The organism is Lactobacillus taiwanensis DSM 21401, assembly GCF_001436695.1.
Lineage (GTDB): Bacteria > Bacillota > Bacilli > Lactobacillales > Lactobacillaceae > Lactobacillus > Lactobacillus taiwanensis.
Map to the genome: position 1 here is coordinate 1 of NZ_AYZG01000014.1, position 16,258 is coordinate 16,258.

The following is a 16,258-nucleotide window of genomic DNA, read 5'->3' on the forward strand; positions in this document are numbered from 1 at the left end:
TAGGACTTTTACATGTGCTGACTAAAGGATTCGAACCTTCGACCTCATCATTACTAGTGACGTGCTCTGCCAACTGAGCTAAGTCAGCATATCCATATGACAGTTAATTATTTAACCATATTATCTGTTTCTACACAAGAGTTTTTTTACTTTTTACTTAAATGAATATCTGACTAAATCTAGGCTACAATAAAAACGTATCTGTTAAATAGAAAGGTTTTATTATGGTAAGTTTAACATCACTTTCAACTGAATTAGATTGGTTACTAAGAATTTTGGTTGCTGCTCTTTGCGGGACAGCAATTGGTTATGAACGTGCAACTCAAAGAAAAAGCGCAGGCATTAGAACTCACATGGTTGTTGCTGTAGCTTCTGCTCTATTTATGCTAGTTTCAAAATATGGTTTCTTTGACCTATTATCACTCCATGATGTTTCACTCGACCCATCAAGAATTGCAGCTCAGATTGTAACTGGTATTTCATTTATTGGTGCGGGTACAATCCTAGTTAGACGAGAACAGATTTCTGGTTTAACTACTGCAGCTGGTGTTTGGGCAACTGCTGCAATTGGTATGGCAGTTGGTGCTGGAATGTATGTCATTGGGATTGTCAGCACAGTCTTTTTATTTATCATCCAAATTATTTTTCACGATGATACATTTATTAACTTTATTATTCTTCATGTTCGATTCAATGTTCAAATTGAAGCTAATAATCATCCAGACATTCTTAATGAACTGAAAAAAGAGCTTTCCTTAAATGAAGTTGAACAAATTTCTATCAAAATTATTGACGTAACTTCTGCACATATCGTCGTTAATGTTGACGGAGTAATCAGAAACAGAAAAGATGAGAATGATATTATCCTAGCCCTTGAGAAAAACCAAAATATTCATCGAATTAATTCTACTCATGGAGCTAAATAAAAGTATAATAACCGCTTTCAAAATATGCTAAGATATGCATGTAGCTTAATATAATAAGTTACATGCTTTTTTAAATATTAATTGATTAGAAATACTGAGGACTTTATTATGAGCGATATTTACACTTTATGGTATGTCTTCGATCCACGGACAACTATTATGCACTCTGATCGAGGCTTTAGTGTTAATCCAAAAATTGGCTTTAACACTTTCGTCGATATTAATGGTAACAAGGCTAAAGATATGGCTTGTCCTGCGCATCCTACCTGGCGCAAATATTTAGCTGATCGATACGCGCAATATGCTTCAATACATCCTCGTCGTTTGTGGAGGGAGGATGACTTTAGTAAAACACCAGAAGAATTTCTTCCACATGAAAAGAATTGGGCCAGTCTTTTATCGAGTTTTGGTTTTGCGACAACTATTATTCCTGTTCAAGCTGATCTAACAATCGAAAATCAAATTATTGCAATCGCCAGTCAACTATTGTGAAACCTCATAAACGAACAAATCACAAACCTAATCACTAAAAACAGGGCTCTTCTTGATGGTGAAAGTATCCAAGTTTTACTAGATAGAAATTTAGGCAATTTACTTCATATTCAAGATGCACAATAGCATCTAGCCAAGAGTAGCTATCAATCATTTGAACAAGCTGATGGCGTTACTGTTCAAAGTGTGAAGAATCCTCGCATTACTATGCTTCAACATACAGGTAACTATTTACAACTTACTTATCAAACAGATAGTAATGTTAAAATCTGGAGTTCAGCTTATACTTTTATTGATCAAAAACTTGGTAATTTCATGGCAGTTATCGATGATCATATAATTGTCTTTCCTATGGATCAAGATCCAAAACACGGTTGGGACTCACAATTTTCATCTTATAAATAAGGTCTAATGCAATAAATGTTAACGAGCATTACACCTATTGATTATTTAATTAACATGCCTCATGTGAAACTAAACATTCAAGAAAATGGCATTTAAGTCGTGATTTGCCATCTGATACTGCAACATTAATTCGAAAACATAATAATAGTGTTGACAAAGAAGTAATTAAAATCAAAGTAGTAAACGGAATCACTACTATTAAAGCTCCCCTTTCTCCTCTTGAAACTATTCAATTGATATTCTAATTATTGATAAGAGCCAAATGGCTCTTATTTTTTGTTGAAAGAACAAAAAGCTTCCTCTTTTATCTTTAACTAAAAAAGCATTAAAATGAAAGTACTACAACCGTTAACGAAAGGATTTTTATCTTGGGTAAAATACTTGACTACGTTCGCTGGCGGGGTGACTTAACATTAGATCGAGAACCATTTAATAGTTTAGATGCTGGTTTGTTTGCCGCTTTTGCTTATCTTCCATTCGATCCCAGTGTTAAGGATCATACGCTCGAAGTAGCTACAAAACGTTTAATACAAAAAAAGACACTTATTCCTTCAGATAAACTTGAAGCTCAATTAATAAATCTAAGTGATCGATATAAAAATATGCGATTTTTAGACTGGTCGCATCTTTCTCAAAAAAAGCCACCTGTACAATTTACAGCGATGACAATTGAATTAGATCCTGAAACCATTCTAGTCGCCTATCGTGGAACTGATGGATCGATGGTTGGTCTCAACGAAGATGTAGATATGAGTTATCAGCCAGAAATTTTTGGTCAAAGTGTTGCTGCAGATTATTTAGATAGAATTGCACAAACTTATCCCGACAAAAAAATATACACTACCGGTCACTCAAAAGGCGGAAATTTTGCAGCTTATGCATTATACGCAGTATCACCGAATATTCAGGATCGAGTAATCAAAGCTTACAGTTTTGACGGTCCTGGTTTCATGAAAGAAATGTATGACCGGATAGAATTTCAACGCGTTATTCCAAAAATGATTACTTACGTACCTGAAGGCTCAATTTTTGGTATGATGCTTGACCATCCAGAACGTGTAATAGTTGTTAAAAGTAGAATGAAACACTTAATGAAACAACATAATCCTTTACACTGGGAAGTAGCGCGAAGTAGTTTCGTTATGGCACCAGGTTTAAGTAATGCAAGCAGAATTATTAGAAGTACATTTATTTCCTGGAATACCAAAATTCCACGTGAAAAACGTGAAGCATTTTGGTTGGCATTCTTTACTGCATTAGAATCTCATAAAATCACTGAAGCTAGTCAATTAACAACTAACAAAATTCGTGGTGCCATTCAATTTAGCCATGCTTATCTTTCGCTTGATCCAGACGCACGTTTAATTGCTAATGAGATTATCTCTGATATTACGGCAACTGCTCGCCAATACATCAATCTTCCCTTCCTTAGTCATAGTGAACATTTAGAACCACTGGGTAATGATTCAAGTAAGGGGCCCATCGTTGACGATTCTTATGATGGTAGTTAGTTATTTGTTTCATGTGAAACAACAAAAAAGTCAACTTCAAAATTGAAGTTGACTTTTTTACTAATCGTACAATGATTATTTATTTTTTAATGCTTCTTTAGCTAATTCAAAATCACCTAAAGTTGCGGAGCCATTATCTGCAACTGCTGGGCGCACAATCAATTCGTCAACGTCTGGAGTTGCAACATAATTATTGTTAAATTCCTTGAAGAAGCCACGAACTTGGACCAAGTCTTGATCATTTAAAACTGATCCACCAACAACCATTACATCAGGGCGCATAGTCATGTAAGCATTAAATAATAACTGTGCTACATAATAGGACACATAGGTGAATACTTTATGGTCTCTAGGTAATTTTTCACCTGGAATACCCGTTCTTCCTTCTAGCGAAGGACCCGCTGCCATTCCTTCAACACACTTATTGCCATGGAATGGACATTTTCCAGTATAGTTATCGCCTGGATAAGGAGTTACTAACATATGCCCCATTTCTGGATGGTTATTTAAGCCAATGAATTTACCTGCTTGAACAGCACCTGCACCAACACCAGTACCAATTGTTACATAAAAGTAAGTTTTAGAATCATCTTTGCCACGAGCAATATATTCGCCATAACAAGAAGCATTAACGTCAGTAGTCATTACAACAGGAATACCAAGTTCTTTTTCAAAAGTACCTTTAACATTAGTTCCAGACCAACCGCGTTTAGGTGTATCCAAAATGTATCCAAAAGTTCTTGAATTCGGATTAATATCAATTGGACCAAATGTTCCAATTCCCAAAGCAGATACCGGATGTTCCTTAAAGAATTCTACACTCTTAGCTAAAGTTTCTTTTGCATCTGTTGTTGGAATTCTTTTTCTTGCTACAATTCCACCATTTTTAGTATCTTGTACTGCCAAAATAAATTTGGTTCCACCAGCTTCAATACTACCTACATATTTATTTTCTACCATTCAACTTACACCTTCTCATTTGATTGTTTCTTAAAAAGATAGACTTTTAACTCTTATAGTATAGCTAATTAATGAAACGCTTACAAATCATTTTCTTAAGATTCACTATGAGTATAATCTAGATTCGAAAAACGATTATATGGTTTCGAGAACATCAATTTAACTGTTCCACGTGTACCAGAACGGTTTTTTTCGATAATTACTTCAACTTCGCCATTATCTTCTTCTGCTTCAACTTCGCCTTCATCATCTTCATCACGCTCATCACGGTAATAATCATCACGATATAAGAAAGCTACAATATCCGCATCCTGCTCAATAGACCCCGATTCACGAATATCTGATAATACAGGACGCTTATCTTGACGCTGCTCAACAGAACGAGAAAGCTGTGATAAAGCAATAACGGGAATATGCAATTCTTTAGCTAGTTTTTTAAGCTGTCTAGAAATTGCAGAAACTTCTTGCTGACGTGATTCACTACGTGGTCCTTCAATCAACTGTAAATAGTCAATTACAATTAATCCTAAATTGCCTTTTTCTTTAGCTAATCTACGTGCTTTAGCACGAATTTCGCTCATTTTAATTCCAGGAGTGTCATCAATATAAATACTTGTATTATCTAATGATCCAGCTGCAACAACTAGTTTACGCCATTCTTCATCAGTTAACTGACCAGTTCTAAGATGCTGTGAGTCAATCAAACCTTCTGAAGCTAGCATTCTTTGAACCAATTGCTCAGCTCCCATTTCTAGTGAAAACATTGCAACCGTCTTATCGGTTTTAAGTCCAACAAATTGTGCAACATTCAGCGCAAAGGCAGTTTTACCAACCCCAGGACGAGCAGCTAAAATGATTAACTCATCATCATGAAAACCAGTAGTCATCTTATCTAATTCAGAAAATCCCGATGGAAGTCCTGTAACTGTATTCCCATCATCTGGAATAGAGTTAATTTCCTCCATAGTCGTGTTTAATACATCATGAATAGACTTAAACCCACCACTTGCATTATCCTGTGAGACGCCCATTATTTGACTTTCAGCGTCATCTAGAATGTCTGTTACATCATCAGAACCTTCAATCGCATTTTGAATAATTCTCTGACTAGTAGCAATCAAATTTCTAAGAATTGCCTTACGTTTTACAATTTTAGCGTAATAAGTAACGTGTACTGCCGTCGGCGTTGCCATTGACAATTCCGTAACATAAGCAATTCCGCCAATATCATCTACCTGATTATTTTTCTTTAACTCATCTTGCAGAGTAATAGGGTCAATTACTTCCTCACGATCTGAAATATTAAGCATGGCCTGAAATACAATACGATTTGCATGTTCATAAAAATCATCAGGCTGCAATACATCCGATGCATCAATAATTGCTTCGGGATCTAAAAAGACGGCCCCTAGGACCGCCTTCTCTGCTTCACTATCATGGGGAATTTGTTGAGAAACAACATTATCCATTATTAGTCTTGCTCCGTAATGTGAACGCGAATTACCGCTTCTACGCCTTTAAATAGTTTAACAGGTACATTTGTGTATCCTAAAGATTTAATTGGCTCTGGAAGCTCCAATTTACGCTTATCGACTTTAATACCGTATTGCTTTTCAAGTCCTTCAACAATCTTCTTACTTGAAATAGAACCGAATAAACGAGAGTCGGTGCCAGCTTTAGACTTAAAGTTTACGATTGTCTTGTCATCTTCAAGTTTTTTCTTAATATCTTCAGCTGCTGCTTTTTCTGCTTCGTAAGCATCTTTTTCTGCCTTTTGAACACGTTTTAGGGTGTTTAAGTTAGAACTAGTTGCTTCCTTAGCATAGCCATTTTTAATCAAGAAGTTTTGAGCGTAGCCATCAGGTACATTCTTAACTTCTCCGCGTTTACCTTTACCCTTCATGTCTTTAATAAAAATAACTTTCATGAATTTCACTCCTATTCATTTTCTTTCAAATACTCATTAATTGCTGCCAGTAACTTATCTTTAGCTTCGTCAACTGTTACGCCTTTAATTTGAGTTGCCGCATTAGATAAGTGCCCACCACCACCTAGTTTTTCCATAATGACTTGGACATTAATATTTCCCATTGAACGAGCCGAAATTCCAACTGTATCTTTGCTTCGTCTCGTCAAGGCAAAACTAGCATCAACATGTTCAAGTGACAAAGCAGTATCTGCTGCTTGAGCGGTAATGATAGGATCATAAATCTTATTATCTTCTCCCATCAAAAGCGCCATGTCTGGTTCAATCATGTCAATAGTAGAAACTAAGTGACTTCTTTGCAAATAATTATCAATGTTTTCCTTCAGAAGTTCAGATACAACTTGAGTATCAGCCCCAATTGATCGTAAATAACTTGCTGCATCAAACGTTCTAGTACCAGTTCTTAAGGAGAATTCTTTAGAATCCACCGTAATACCTGCAAGCATTGCTGAGGCTTCTAAGTCAGTAAGAACTCCTTCACCGCCTTGTGGCTGGTATTCAATCATTTCTGTTACCAACTCACAAGTCGAAGAAGCATAAGGTTCAATATATACTAACATTGGATTTTCTGGGAATTCTTCTCCGCGGCGGTGGTGATCGATAATAATTAATCGATTCTTCAACCGATCATACAATTCAGGATCATAGGTAATACTGTGCTTAGAGTGATCAGTAAGAACTAAAAGTGATTCATCCGTTGCTTCTTCAAGTGCGTCTTTAGGAGAAATAAAAATATTCTTATCAATCCCAGCAGCCTGCATCTTAGCAATTAAACGCCCCACATCATAGTTGACATGATCAACATCTAATACAACATTCGCCTTTACACCATGTATTTTAGCAATCTTAACAATTCCAATTGCTGAGCCGATTGCATCTAAATCCGGATTTCTGTGACCTTGAACATAGACATGATCAACGCCTTTAAATAATTCTACCAAAGCTTGCGAAACCATTCGAGCTCTTACACGAGTTCTCTTCTCCATTGGATTAGATTTCCCACCATAGAAACGTGCTTCATGACCTGATTGTTTTACAACTACTTGGTCCCCACCACGACCTAAGGCTAAATCTAAATTCGATTGTGCTTGATCCGCAATTTCGTTTAAACTTTCAGAACCAAAAGCAATACCAATCGATAATGTTAATGGCATATTCTTTCGACTCGATTCGGTTCTAACCTTATCCAAAATAGAAAACTTATCCTCTTCCATTTTAGCCAAATCGTGCATATGCGTTAACAAAATAAAATGATCTTCATCAATTCGTTTTAGATATGAATTAAATTGGCCTGCATAATTGCTAAGTGCATTTTGAACGTATGAGCTCATATTTGTTAGATTTTGATCACTCATTGATTGACTTAGTTCATCATAATTATCAATAAATATTAATCCAATTGCCAATCGCTCTTGCTTATACTTCTCTTCAATATTTGCATAGCGCGTAATATCAAGTAAATAAACAACTCCTAAGTCGTCTTGAACCACCATTTCAAATTTTCGGTCGCCCCACTTGATAATTTTATTTTGATTACTATTAGATTTAATAGCATCATCAACATATTTTGCTAATTCTTTATCTACAGACGATATTGAGGAGCCAATAACGTCTTCACCATGTAAATACATCTGCAGATAAGGATTTATCCATTGAATCTGCCGATCTTTATCATAAAGCATAATCCCAAGAGGCATCTTTATCATTGCCTCTTGTTCCCCACGCTTTATTCGATATGAAAGATTAGCAGCATAGTTATTTGTATTTCCCGCCAGAACATAAATTCCATATACTACAAAAATAACTGTCAAGATGAATAACAATACCATTGCTAGTCCAAAAAGTGGACTAATTAGCATCCCAATAATAGCTCCTAATAAAGAAAGAACTAAAACAATGACTAATGATGCTGTTAATCTAGTATCTTTAACAAATTCAGGCAATTCTAATTTGCGTAAAAAGCCTTTCATTGAAATTCCTTCCTGTATAGCATTAATATCATAAAATAATACACTACATCAGTTTATATTATACATCAAAAAATGCTTGCTTATCATCTAAGCTAAGCAAGCATTATAGCATATTATGCCGACGTAAATACCAGAGTAAAATTGCCATTACTATAATTGACCCAACGGTAATTATTATCCAATCAAAAGGATTATGAAAAATAGGTAAATCTACGTTCATTCCAAAAAAACCTGTTACAATTGTTGGAATAGTTAATAATAGAGACCACACAGTCAAAAATTGCATGGTATTGTTCAGGTTATTATTCAAAATGTTATTAGACGTTTTAGAAATTTCTTCAGTCACTTCACTATAAATTTTGATCATTTGTGAGGACTGCTGAACTTCGATGATAATGTCATCACACATTTCCTCTTCAGAAGCATTCATATGAAGACCAGATTTTTTATTCTTCAAACTCTCAAGCATCATTAAATTAGTTCTAATTGAACTAGACAAATAAACTAAACTTTTTTCAACTTGAGATAATTCTTGTAAATCTTTATTATGAATTCTTTCGCTCAAATGGTTATCCAAAACTAAACGTTGACTATTTAGCTGGCTTAATGCCCTTTGAAAGTATTTGGTGACAGCAAAAAGAATAGCAAAAATTAATTCTTTTTCACTGTGAATATATTCGTCAGGCTTTTGTCTAAATTCTTCGATCATATAAGTTGTATCAGGAGAGTGAACTGTAAAAAGCGTATGATCTACCATTAAAAACTTAATTGGCAATGTAGTAAAATGGTCTGCATCCGCAGTTGGCCAAACTGGAACATCATACACAAGCAAGTCACTATTAGTAATATAGTCATGATCAAAGTGTGGCCGTTCGTGAAGGTCGGTGATATAAGATATAATCTCTGAGGTTAGATCAAATTCATCCTTTAATAATCTTATATCGTGATCATCACAGTTATAAATGTCATACCATTTGTAGTCAAAAGATATCTTTCCGGCTAGTTTTTGTTTAATAATCATGACAATCCCTCCGTTTGCTTCTTTTATGATACCGCAAAAAATAAAATAAAAAGAGTAGCTAGTGCTACTCTTTTTATTATTTCTTGATCTGTTATTAGTCTTCTGCGACGAATGGCAATAAGCCCATAACACGAGCTCTCTTGATAGCAACAGTCAACTTACGTTGATTCTTTGCGCTAGTGCCAGTGACACGACGTGGTAAGATCTTACCTCTTTCAGAGATAAAACGTTTCAACAAATCAACATCTTTGTAGTCGATGTAGTCAATGTGGTTAGCTGCAATAAAGTCAACCTTACGACGACGACGGCCACCTCTTCTTTGTTGAGCCATATCAAAGATCCTTTCTAATTAAAAGTTAAAATGGGAGATCATCATCTGAGATGTCAATAGTGCTACCTGAATCTGCAAATGGATCTTGCGGTTTATTGCTTTCTCCACCAGCAGGGGCATTATTAGTGCTCGGTGCACTTGATCCACCAAAGTTATTGGTACTTGGTGCGTTTCCTCCTTGTGGAGCAAAATTACCACCATTAGTCTGACGATTCTCACGATCACGACGCGATTCGAGTAAAGAGAAGTTATCAACGATGACCTCAGTCACGTACACTCTCTTACCATCCTTATCATCATACGTTCTAGTTTGAATCCGACCTTGAATACCAACTAGTGAACCTTTTGAGGTAAAGTTAGCAAAATTTTCTGCAGCTTTACGCCAAATTACACAGCTGATGAAATCAGCACCACGTTCACCTTGACTATTGGTATATTGACGGTCAACAGCTAGAGTAAACGTAGCAACTGAGATTCCACTCCCGGTTGTACGTAAATCAGGATCACGTGTTAAACGGCCAACAAGTACAACATTATTAATCATACTTTTGTCCCCTTCCTAATTCACGAAAACAAATTACTTGTCTAATTTTACAGTCATTGAACGTAAAATTTGGTTATCAATACGAGAAAGACGACCAAATTCATCAACTGGTTCAGAGTTTTCTGCAACGAAAGTCATAATGTGATAAGTACCTTCACGGTATTTTTCAATTTCGTATGCGAAACGTCTCTTACCCCAATCTTTAGATTCAAGTTCTTCAGCACCGTTGTCTGTAACAACCTTGTCGAAACGATCGATCAATGCTTTCTTTGAATCTTCGTCAATATCAGGCTTGATGATGTAAGTAACTTCGTACTTAGTTTTTGCCATAATAATTGCACCTCCTCTTGGACTAAATGGTTCTTGTAAAATCAAGAACAAGGAGTAATGAATAATATTACTCACAATGCTTGATTTTATCACAAAAACAAAAAATTACCAAATGTTTTTTCACGTGATCCTGAGTTTCATTACTCAATTACTATTACGCAAAAACTTTGGTAATTTTTTTATTTATTAATTTTCTTCTACTGAGTCTTTTTCATCAGATGATTCTTCATCCTCTTCACTAGCCTTAGGCACTGCCGTAATGCTTGCAACCTGTGCCCCGTCATCAACCTTAATTAAACGTACACCTAAAGTAGCACGACCAGTTTGAGAAACATCATCTACATCAAAACGAATCATAACACCTGCACTAGTAATTAGCATAATATCTTCATCGCCATTTACTACAGTTACACCAGCTAAAGGTCCATTCTTCTCAGTTATATTGGCAGTTTTAATTCCTTTACCACCACGTCCCTTAACTGGATATTCAGATGCTGCAGTTCGTTTTCCGTATCCCTTTTCAGAAATTACTAATACTTCTGAATCAGGTTTCAAAATATCAGATCCAACAACATAGTCATGGTCTCTTAAATTGATTCCACGTACACCAGCTGCTGTTCTTCCCATCGAACGAACATCTTTTTCATTGAAAGTTACTGCATAGCCTAAGTGCGTACCAATCAAAATATTTTGCTTACCATCAGTAGTCAAAACATTGTTCAATTCATCCTGATCGCGAAGAGTAAGGGCAATTAAGCCACTACGACGAATGTTTTGGAATTCACTAACTTTAGTACGTTTCACTGTTCCCATCTTAGTTACAAAGAAGAGATAATTATCATCTGCACCTTCAGGAACATTAATTACAGCCTGGATCTTTTCACCCTTATCAAGCTCTAATAAGTTAACGATTGGTAAGCCTTTAGCATTTCTACCAAATTCTGGAATTTCATAGGCCTTCTTTGAGTATACTTTTCCTAAATTGGTAAAGAATAACAAAAAGTCATGAGTACTTGAGAAGATCAAATGATTAATAAAGTCATCATCTTGAACTCCCATACCCTTTATTCCGCGTCCACCACGGTTTTGTACTTTAAATTCATCAGCTGGCATACGTTTAATATAACCGTTATGAGTTAAAGTTAAGAGTACGTCCTTTTGTTCGATCAAATCTTCGTCTTCAATTGAAACTGCTTCGCCTTCGGCAATCTTAGTACGACGATCATCACCAAAGCGCTTCTGAATATCAAGCAATTCATTATAAATAATCTGATCAATTCGTTCAGGTTTAGCAAGAATATCTCTGTAGTCTGCAATTTTAGCTTGTAGATCTTGATATTCAGCTTCAATCTTGTCTCGCTCCAAGCCAGTTAAACGAACTAAACGCATATCCAGAATAGCTTGAGATTGACGATCGTCTAAACCAAAGTTTTGGATCAATTGTGCTTTAGCTATATCACTATTTTGTGAACCACGAATAATCTTAATGATTTCATCAATGTGGTCTAAGGCAATTCTTAATCCAGCTAAAATATGCGCTCTAGCTTCTGCCTTCTTCAAATCAAACTTAGTTCTGCGAGTAATAACATCTTCTTGGTGGTGAAGATAGTATTCAAGCATTTGTTTCAAAGTTAGGAAATGAGGAGCTCCATTGACAATAGCAACCATATTCATTCCAAAGTTTGCTTGCATTTGGGTTTCTTTAAATAAATTATTCAAAACCACACTTGCACTTGCATCCCTACGAATATCAATGGTAATTCTCATACCTGTCTGGTCAGATTCATCACGAACCCCAGTAATGCCATCAATAACTTTTTCACGAGCTAGGTCAGCGATTTTCTTAACCAATTCAGCCTTATTTACTAAGTAAGGTAACTCACTTACTACAATTCGTTCACGGCCACTTTTTTCAGTTTCAATATTGGTTTTAGCACGGACAACAATATTTCCTTTTCCAGTCTCGTAAGCACGATAAATTCCGCCGCGTCCCATTACAATACCACCGGTTGGAAAATCAGGCCCAGGTATTACCTTCATCAAATCCTTAGTTGTAACGTCAGGGTTATCCATTAACATGTGAATACCGCGAATTACTTCAGACAAGTTATGCGGTGGGATATTAGTAGTCATACCAACAGCAATACCACTAGCACCATTTACTAATAAATTAGGAATTCTAGCTGGTAAAACTGCAGGTTCATTTTCAGTATCGTCATAGTTACGTTGCCAATCAATAGTTTCTTTATTGATATCACGAAGCATTTCAACCGCAATTTTACTCATTTTTGCCTCAGTATAACGCATTGCGGCTGGCTCATCCCCATCGACAGAACCAAAATTTCCGTGTCCATCAACTAACATATAGCGATATGAGAAATCTTGAGCCATGTGAGCCATAGCTAGATAAATTGAAGAGTCACCATGTGGGTGGAATTTACCCATAACTTCACCGACAATTCTGGCACTCTTTTTATATTGCTTGTCTGGCGTAACACCTAATTCATGCATTCCGTAAAGAATACGACGCTGTACAGGCTTTAGACCATCACGAACGTCAGGTAGGGCACGAGCCACAATAACTGACATTGCATAGTCTAAGAATGAGCTACGCATCGTATGGGTTAAATCAACATTACGTATTCTATGATCTTGGGGTTGATTTTCGTTAGCCATCTAAAGCCTCCTAAGCATCTAAATTCTCAACGTATTTAGCGTTCTTTTCAATAAATTCTCGTCTTGGACCTACTTCATTACCCATTAACAAGTCAAAGACCTTATCTGCGTCTTCGGCATATTCAGGACTTACTCGATCTAAACGACGATTTTCTGGATTCATAGTAGTTTCCCATAACTGTTCTGGATCCATTTCACCAAGTCCCTTGTAACGTTGAACCACTGGTTTAGGACTTGGTTGCAAAGTACCTAAATAATCATGTAATTCTTCATCTGTATCTAAGTACTTTTCTACTTTACCCTGACGAACTTGATATAGAGGCGGACGAGCAATGTAAACATATCCCTTCTCAATCATTGGTCGCATGTAGTTGTAGAAGAGAGTTAAAAGTAAAGTTCTGATGTGAGCTCCATCGACATCGGCATCTGTCATGATGATCAACTTATGATATCTTGCTTTTGAAACATCAAAATCAGCCCCAAATCCAGTACCTAAAGCAGTAAATAATGATCTAATTTCTTGGTTAGCAAGAATTCGATCCATTGATGCTTTTTCAACATTCAAAATCTTACCTCTAATTGGTAAGATAGCTTGCGTCAATCGAGAACGTCCTTGTTTTGCGGATCCACCGGCAGAATTTCCCTCGACAATAAATAGTTCAGAAATACTTGGATCATTACTGGTATTGTCAGCTAATTTACCTGGTAAGTTTGCAATTTCAAGACCAGACTTTTTACGCGTAACTTCACGTGCACGTTTAGCAGCAGTTCTAGCTCTTTCTGCAAGCTGTCCCTTTTCAACGATCTTACGACCTACAGACGGATTTTCCATTAAGAAACGACTAAAGGTTTCTGAAAATGCGCGGTCTACCGCAGTTCTAGCATCTGAGTTTCCAAGCTTAGTCTTGGTCTGTCCTTCAAATTGAGGATTAGGGTGTTTAACAGATACAACGGCGGTAATACCTTCACGAATATCTTCACCAGAAAGATTATCGTCTTTATCCTTGAGAATTTTGGCTTTGTGAGCATAGTCATTAACTACACGAGTTAAAGCGGTCTTAAATCCAGCTTCATGCATTCCACCTTCATAAGTGTGAATGTTGTTTGCGAAGGTCATGAGTGTTGTCTTATATCCGTTGGTGTATTGAAGAGCAACTTCAACGTCAATTCCCTCATAATTTCCTTCGACATAAATTGGCTCATCAAATAATACATCTTGACCCTTATTCAAAAAGGCAACGTATTCCTTAATTCCACCCTCAAAATGATATACATCAGTTTCGGTAGTTTCTTTACGTTTATCAGTAAACGTAAGTTTTAAGCCCTTGTTTAAAAAGGCAAGTTCACGAATTCTATTTTTTAAAATCTTATCGTCAAAGGTAGTAGTTTCGGTGAAAATATCTGGATCAGGATAAAAATGAACAATAGTACCATGTTCTTCAAGTGGAACCGTACCAATTTGTTTCATTTCACCTACTACTCGGCCATGATCAAAAGAAATTGCATACTTCTTTCCGTCTCTCATAACTGTAACATCAAGTTTAGTTGAAAGAGCGTTTACTACAGAAGCACCAACACCGTGAAGTCCACCAGATACTTTGTATCCGCCACCGCCGAATTTACCACCAGCGTGTAAAACAGTAAATACAGTTTCTAGAGCTGGACGACCAGTTTTTGATTGAATATCTACTGGAATACCACGTCCATCATCTTGGACTGTAACACTACCGTCTTCGTTGACAGTAATCTCAATCTTAGTAGCAAAACCTGCTAAGCGTTCGTCAATACTATTATCAATAATTTCCCAAACAAGGTGGTGTAAACCTTGGCTACTAGTTGAGCCAATGTACATACCTGGACGTTTTCTAACTGCTTCAAGTCCGCCTAGAACTTGAATTTGACTTGCGTTATAAGTATCGGCACGTTTTTCAAAGTCTTTAGCTTTATTTAATGCTGCCTTACTCTTATCTTCTGCCATTTAACTCTCCTTTGCACTGATCGTTCCAGCAGAAATGTGATAAATCTTAGGTTCCTTCACAATTTCCCAAGAAATACCTTCTAAATCTGTTGTTGTTATAAAAGTTTGTGTCTTTCCATGAATATAATCTAGTAACCTACTTTGTCTTCGATGGTCTAATTCGCTCATCACATCATCTAGAAGTAAAATTGGATATTCTTGTGTTAATTCATGAACTAGTTGAATCTCTGCTAATTTTACACTTAAAGAAATCGTTCTTTGTTGCCCTTGAGATGCAAAATCATGAGCATTTTTATCATTAATCACAAAATCCAAATCATCCCTATGAGGTCCACTCAAAGTGGTTCCTTTTCGAATTTCATTAGGTCGATTTCTTTTATAGCTAGCAATTACTTTTTTATAAATGGTCTCTACATCATCATTCGATGCAATTTCTTTCACTGATGGGCGATAAAAAATCTGCAAATTTTCAGCTTGACCACTAATTTCACTATGAGCAACTTGAGCATATGAATTAAGTTTTTTGACGTATTTAATTCGACGAGATATTATCTCCGCCGCAACTCCTGCGAGTTGATCCGATAAGACATCTAAAAAGATTTGATCATGTGCCTTTTTTTGACTTAGCTGCTTCAAATAGTTGTTTCTTTGCTGCAGTACCTGTCGATACTGACTAGAATAATATAGATACTCTGAATTAATTTGCCCAAACTCTAAGTCCATAAATCTTCGTCTAACAGATGGTGCCCCTTTAACAAGAGCGAGGTCTTCAGGAGAAAATAAAATTGCATTCATTTGTCCTACATAAGCTGAAAGCTTTTTTTGCTCCAGTCGGTTTACCCAAGCTTTTTTGCCATTGGGCGTTAAACGAAGCTTAAGCTCAACCTCTAGTTGGCTTTTATGAACTTTCCCCTGCAATCCAGCGAACTTACTTCCAAAACGAATTAATTCTTTGTCGCTATTAGTACGATGAGACCGAGTTAGTGCTAAAAAATAAATTGCCTCAAGTAAATTAGTTTTTCCTTGAGCATTTGGCCCAATAAAAATATTTACATGAGGATCAAAATTTATTTTTAATTCTTCAAAATTCCTAAAGTCCTTCAATTCAAAGTTTGCAAGATACATTG

Annotated in this window: 15 protein-coding genes and 1 tRNA gene; 4 read left to right on the forward strand and 12 right to left on the reverse strand. The window is 36.2% G+C overall.

The features are described from left to right. Positions 1 to 15: 15 nt before the first annotated feature. Positions 16 to 88, reverse strand: a tRNA-Thr gene (locus FD18_RS02935). A 136-nt stretch (positions 89 to 224) separates the two neighbouring features. Between FD18_RS02935 and FD18_RS02940 the strand changes: the two genes are divergently transcribed. The 4 genes from FD18_RS02940 to FD18_RS02955 all read left to right on the forward strand — a co-directional run bounded on the left by FD18_RS02940 (position 225) and on the right by FD18_RS02955 (position 3,334). Continuing rightward, on the forward strand, positions 225 to 926 hold the full coding sequence (locus FD18_RS02940) for an MgtC/SapB family protein (protein WP_057718490.1): 702 nt from the start codon (positions 225 to 227) through the stop codon (positions 924 to 926). A 108-nt stretch (positions 927 to 1,034) separates the two neighbouring features. Next, entirely contained in the window at positions 1,035 to 1,418 is a 384-nt protein-coding gene (locus FD18_RS10050; protein WP_057718492.1) for a hypothetical protein, read from the forward strand. Between the two features lie 207 nt (positions 1,419 to 1,625). After that, complete coding sequence (locus FD18_RS10055; protein ID WP_057718494.1) at positions 1,626 to 1,823, forward strand: hypothetical protein; 198 nt, start codon at positions 1,626 to 1,628, stop codon at positions 1,821 to 1,823. A 368-nt stretch (positions 1,824 to 2,191) separates the two neighbouring features. Continuing rightward, positions 2,192 to 3,334: an Mbeg1-like protein gene (locus tag FD18_RS02955; protein WP_057718495.1), complete on the forward strand. Its 1,143-nt coding sequence runs from the start codon at positions 2,192 to 2,194 to the stop codon at positions 3,332 to 3,334. 75 nt (positions 3,335 to 3,409) lie between these two features. Here the strand turns inward: FD18_RS02955 and FD18_RS02960 are convergent, their stop codons facing one another. The 11 genes from FD18_RS02960 to recF all read right to left on the reverse strand — a co-directional run bounded on the left by FD18_RS02960 (position 3,410) and on the right by recF (position 16,256). Next, positions 3,410 to 4,294, reverse strand: coding sequence for an ROK family protein (locus FD18_RS02960; protein WP_057718497.1), 885 nt, complete (start codon positions 4,292 to 4,294; stop codon positions 3,410 to 3,412). Between the two features lie 95 nt (positions 4,295 to 4,389). After that, positions 4,390 to 5,763 (reverse strand): replicative DNA helicase, encoded by a 1,374-nt coding sequence (gene dnaB, locus FD18_RS02965; RefSeq protein ID WP_057718498.1) that lies wholly within the window; start codon positions 5,761 to 5,763, stop codon positions 4,390 to 4,392. A 2-nt stretch (positions 5,764 to 5,765) separates the two neighbouring features. Beyond that, entirely contained in the window at positions 5,766 to 6,221 is a 456-nt protein-coding gene (gene rplI, locus FD18_RS02970; protein ID WP_003651632.1) for a 50S ribosomal protein L9, read from the reverse strand. 11 nt (positions 6,222 to 6,232) lie between these two features. Then, positions 6,233 to 8,251, reverse strand: a complete 2,019-nt coding sequence (locus FD18_RS02975; protein WP_057718499.1) for a DHH family phosphoesterase — start codon at positions 8,249 to 8,251, stop codon at positions 6,233 to 6,235. A gap of 103 nt (positions 8,252 to 8,354) precedes the next feature. After that, positions 8,355 to 9,272, reverse strand: a complete 918-nt coding sequence (locus FD18_RS02980; RefSeq protein ID WP_057718500.1) for a magnesium transporter CorA family protein — start codon at positions 9,270 to 9,272, stop codon at positions 8,355 to 8,357. Between the two features lie 94 nt (positions 9,273 to 9,366). Then, positions 9,367 to 9,603, reverse strand: a complete 237-nt coding sequence (gene rpsR, locus FD18_RS02985; RefSeq protein ID WP_003649728.1) for a 30S ribosomal protein S18 — start codon at positions 9,601 to 9,603, stop codon at positions 9,367 to 9,369. Between the two features lie 25 nt (positions 9,604 to 9,628). Next, on the reverse strand, positions 9,629 to 10,147 hold the full coding sequence (ssb, locus tag FD18_RS02990) for a single-stranded DNA-binding protein (protein WP_057718501.1): 519 nt from the start codon (positions 10,145 to 10,147) through the stop codon (positions 9,629 to 9,631). A 33-nt stretch (positions 10,148 to 10,180) separates the two neighbouring features. After that, entirely contained in the window at positions 10,181 to 10,477 is a 297-nt protein-coding gene (gene rpsF, locus FD18_RS02995) for a 30S ribosomal protein S6 (protein WP_004896331.1), read from the reverse strand. A gap of 186 nt (positions 10,478 to 10,663) precedes the next feature. Then, a complete protein-coding gene (gene gyrA / locus FD18_RS03000) occupies positions 10,664 to 13,153 on the reverse strand; it encodes a DNA gyrase subunit A (RefSeq protein ID WP_057718502.1) in 2,490 nt (829 codons plus the stop codon). Positions 13,154 to 13,163: 10 nt separating this feature from the next. Beyond that, positions 13,164 to 15,131 carry a DNA topoisomerase (ATP-hydrolyzing) subunit B gene (gene gyrB, locus FD18_RS03005; protein ID WP_057718503.1) on the reverse strand — a complete coding sequence of 656 codons (1,968 nt, stop codon included), beginning with the start codon at positions 15,129 to 15,131 and terminating at the stop codon, positions 13,164 to 13,166. After that, entirely contained in the window at positions 15,132 to 16,256 is a 1,125-nt protein-coding gene (gene recF / locus FD18_RS03010; protein WP_057718504.1) for a DNA replication/repair protein RecF, read from the reverse strand. Positions 16,257 to 16,258: the final 2 nt, after the last annotated feature.

What these genes read in the sequence shown, in the direction of transcription:
- FD18_RS02940 (WP_057718490.1), top strand. Translation starts at nt 225, where the DNA reads ATGGTAAGTTTAACATCACTTTCAACTGAATTAGATTGGTTACTAAGA.
- FD18_RS10050 (WP_057718492.1), top strand. Translation starts at nt 1,035, where the DNA reads ATGAGCGATATTTACACTTTATGGTATGTCTTCGATCCACGGACAACT.
- FD18_RS10055 (WP_057718494.1), top strand. Translation starts at nt 1,626, where the DNA reads ATGCTTCAACATACAGGTAACTATTTACAACTTACTTATCAAACAGAT.
- FD18_RS02960 (WP_057718497.1), bottom strand. Translation starts at nt 4,294, where the DNA reads ATGGTAGAAAATAAATATGTAGGTAGTATTGAAGCTGGTGGAACCAAA.
- dnaB (WP_057718498.1), bottom strand. Translation starts at nt 5,763, where the DNA reads ATGGATAATGTTGTTTCTCAACAAATTCCCCATGATAGTGAAGCAGAG.
- rplI (WP_003651632.1), bottom strand. Translation starts at nt 6,221, where the DNA reads ATGAAAGTTATTTTTATTAAAGACATGAAGGGTAAAGGTAAACGCGGA.
- FD18_RS02975 (WP_057718499.1), bottom strand. Translation starts at nt 8,251, where the DNA reads ATGAAAGGCTTTTTACGCAAATTAGAATTGCCTGAATTTGTTAAAGAT.
- FD18_RS02980 (WP_057718500.1), bottom strand. Translation starts at nt 9,272, where the DNA reads ATGATTATTAAACAAAAACTAGCCGGAAAGATATCTTTTGACTACAAA.
- rpsR (WP_003649728.1), bottom strand. Translation starts at nt 9,603, where the DNA reads ATGGCTCAACAAAGAAGAGGTGGCCGTCGTCGTCGTAAGGTTGACTTT.
- ssb (WP_057718501.1), bottom strand. Translation starts at nt 10,147, where the DNA reads ATGATTAATAATGTTGTACTTGTTGGCCGTTTAACACGTGATCCTGAT.
- rpsF (WP_004896331.1), bottom strand. Translation starts at nt 10,477, where the DNA reads ATGGCAAAAACTAAGTACGAAGTTACTTACATCATCAAGCCTGATATT.
- gyrA (WP_057718502.1), bottom strand. Translation starts at nt 13,153, where the DNA reads ATGGCTAACGAAAATCAACCCCAAGATCATAGAATACGTAATGTTGAT.
- gyrB (WP_057718503.1), bottom strand. Translation starts at nt 15,131, where the DNA reads ATGGCAGAAGATAAGAGTAAGGCAGCATTAAATAAAGCTAAAGACTTT.
- recF (WP_057718504.1), bottom strand. Translation starts at nt 16,256, where the DNA reads ATGTATCTTGCAAACTTTGAATTGAAGGACTTTAGGAATTTTGAAGAA.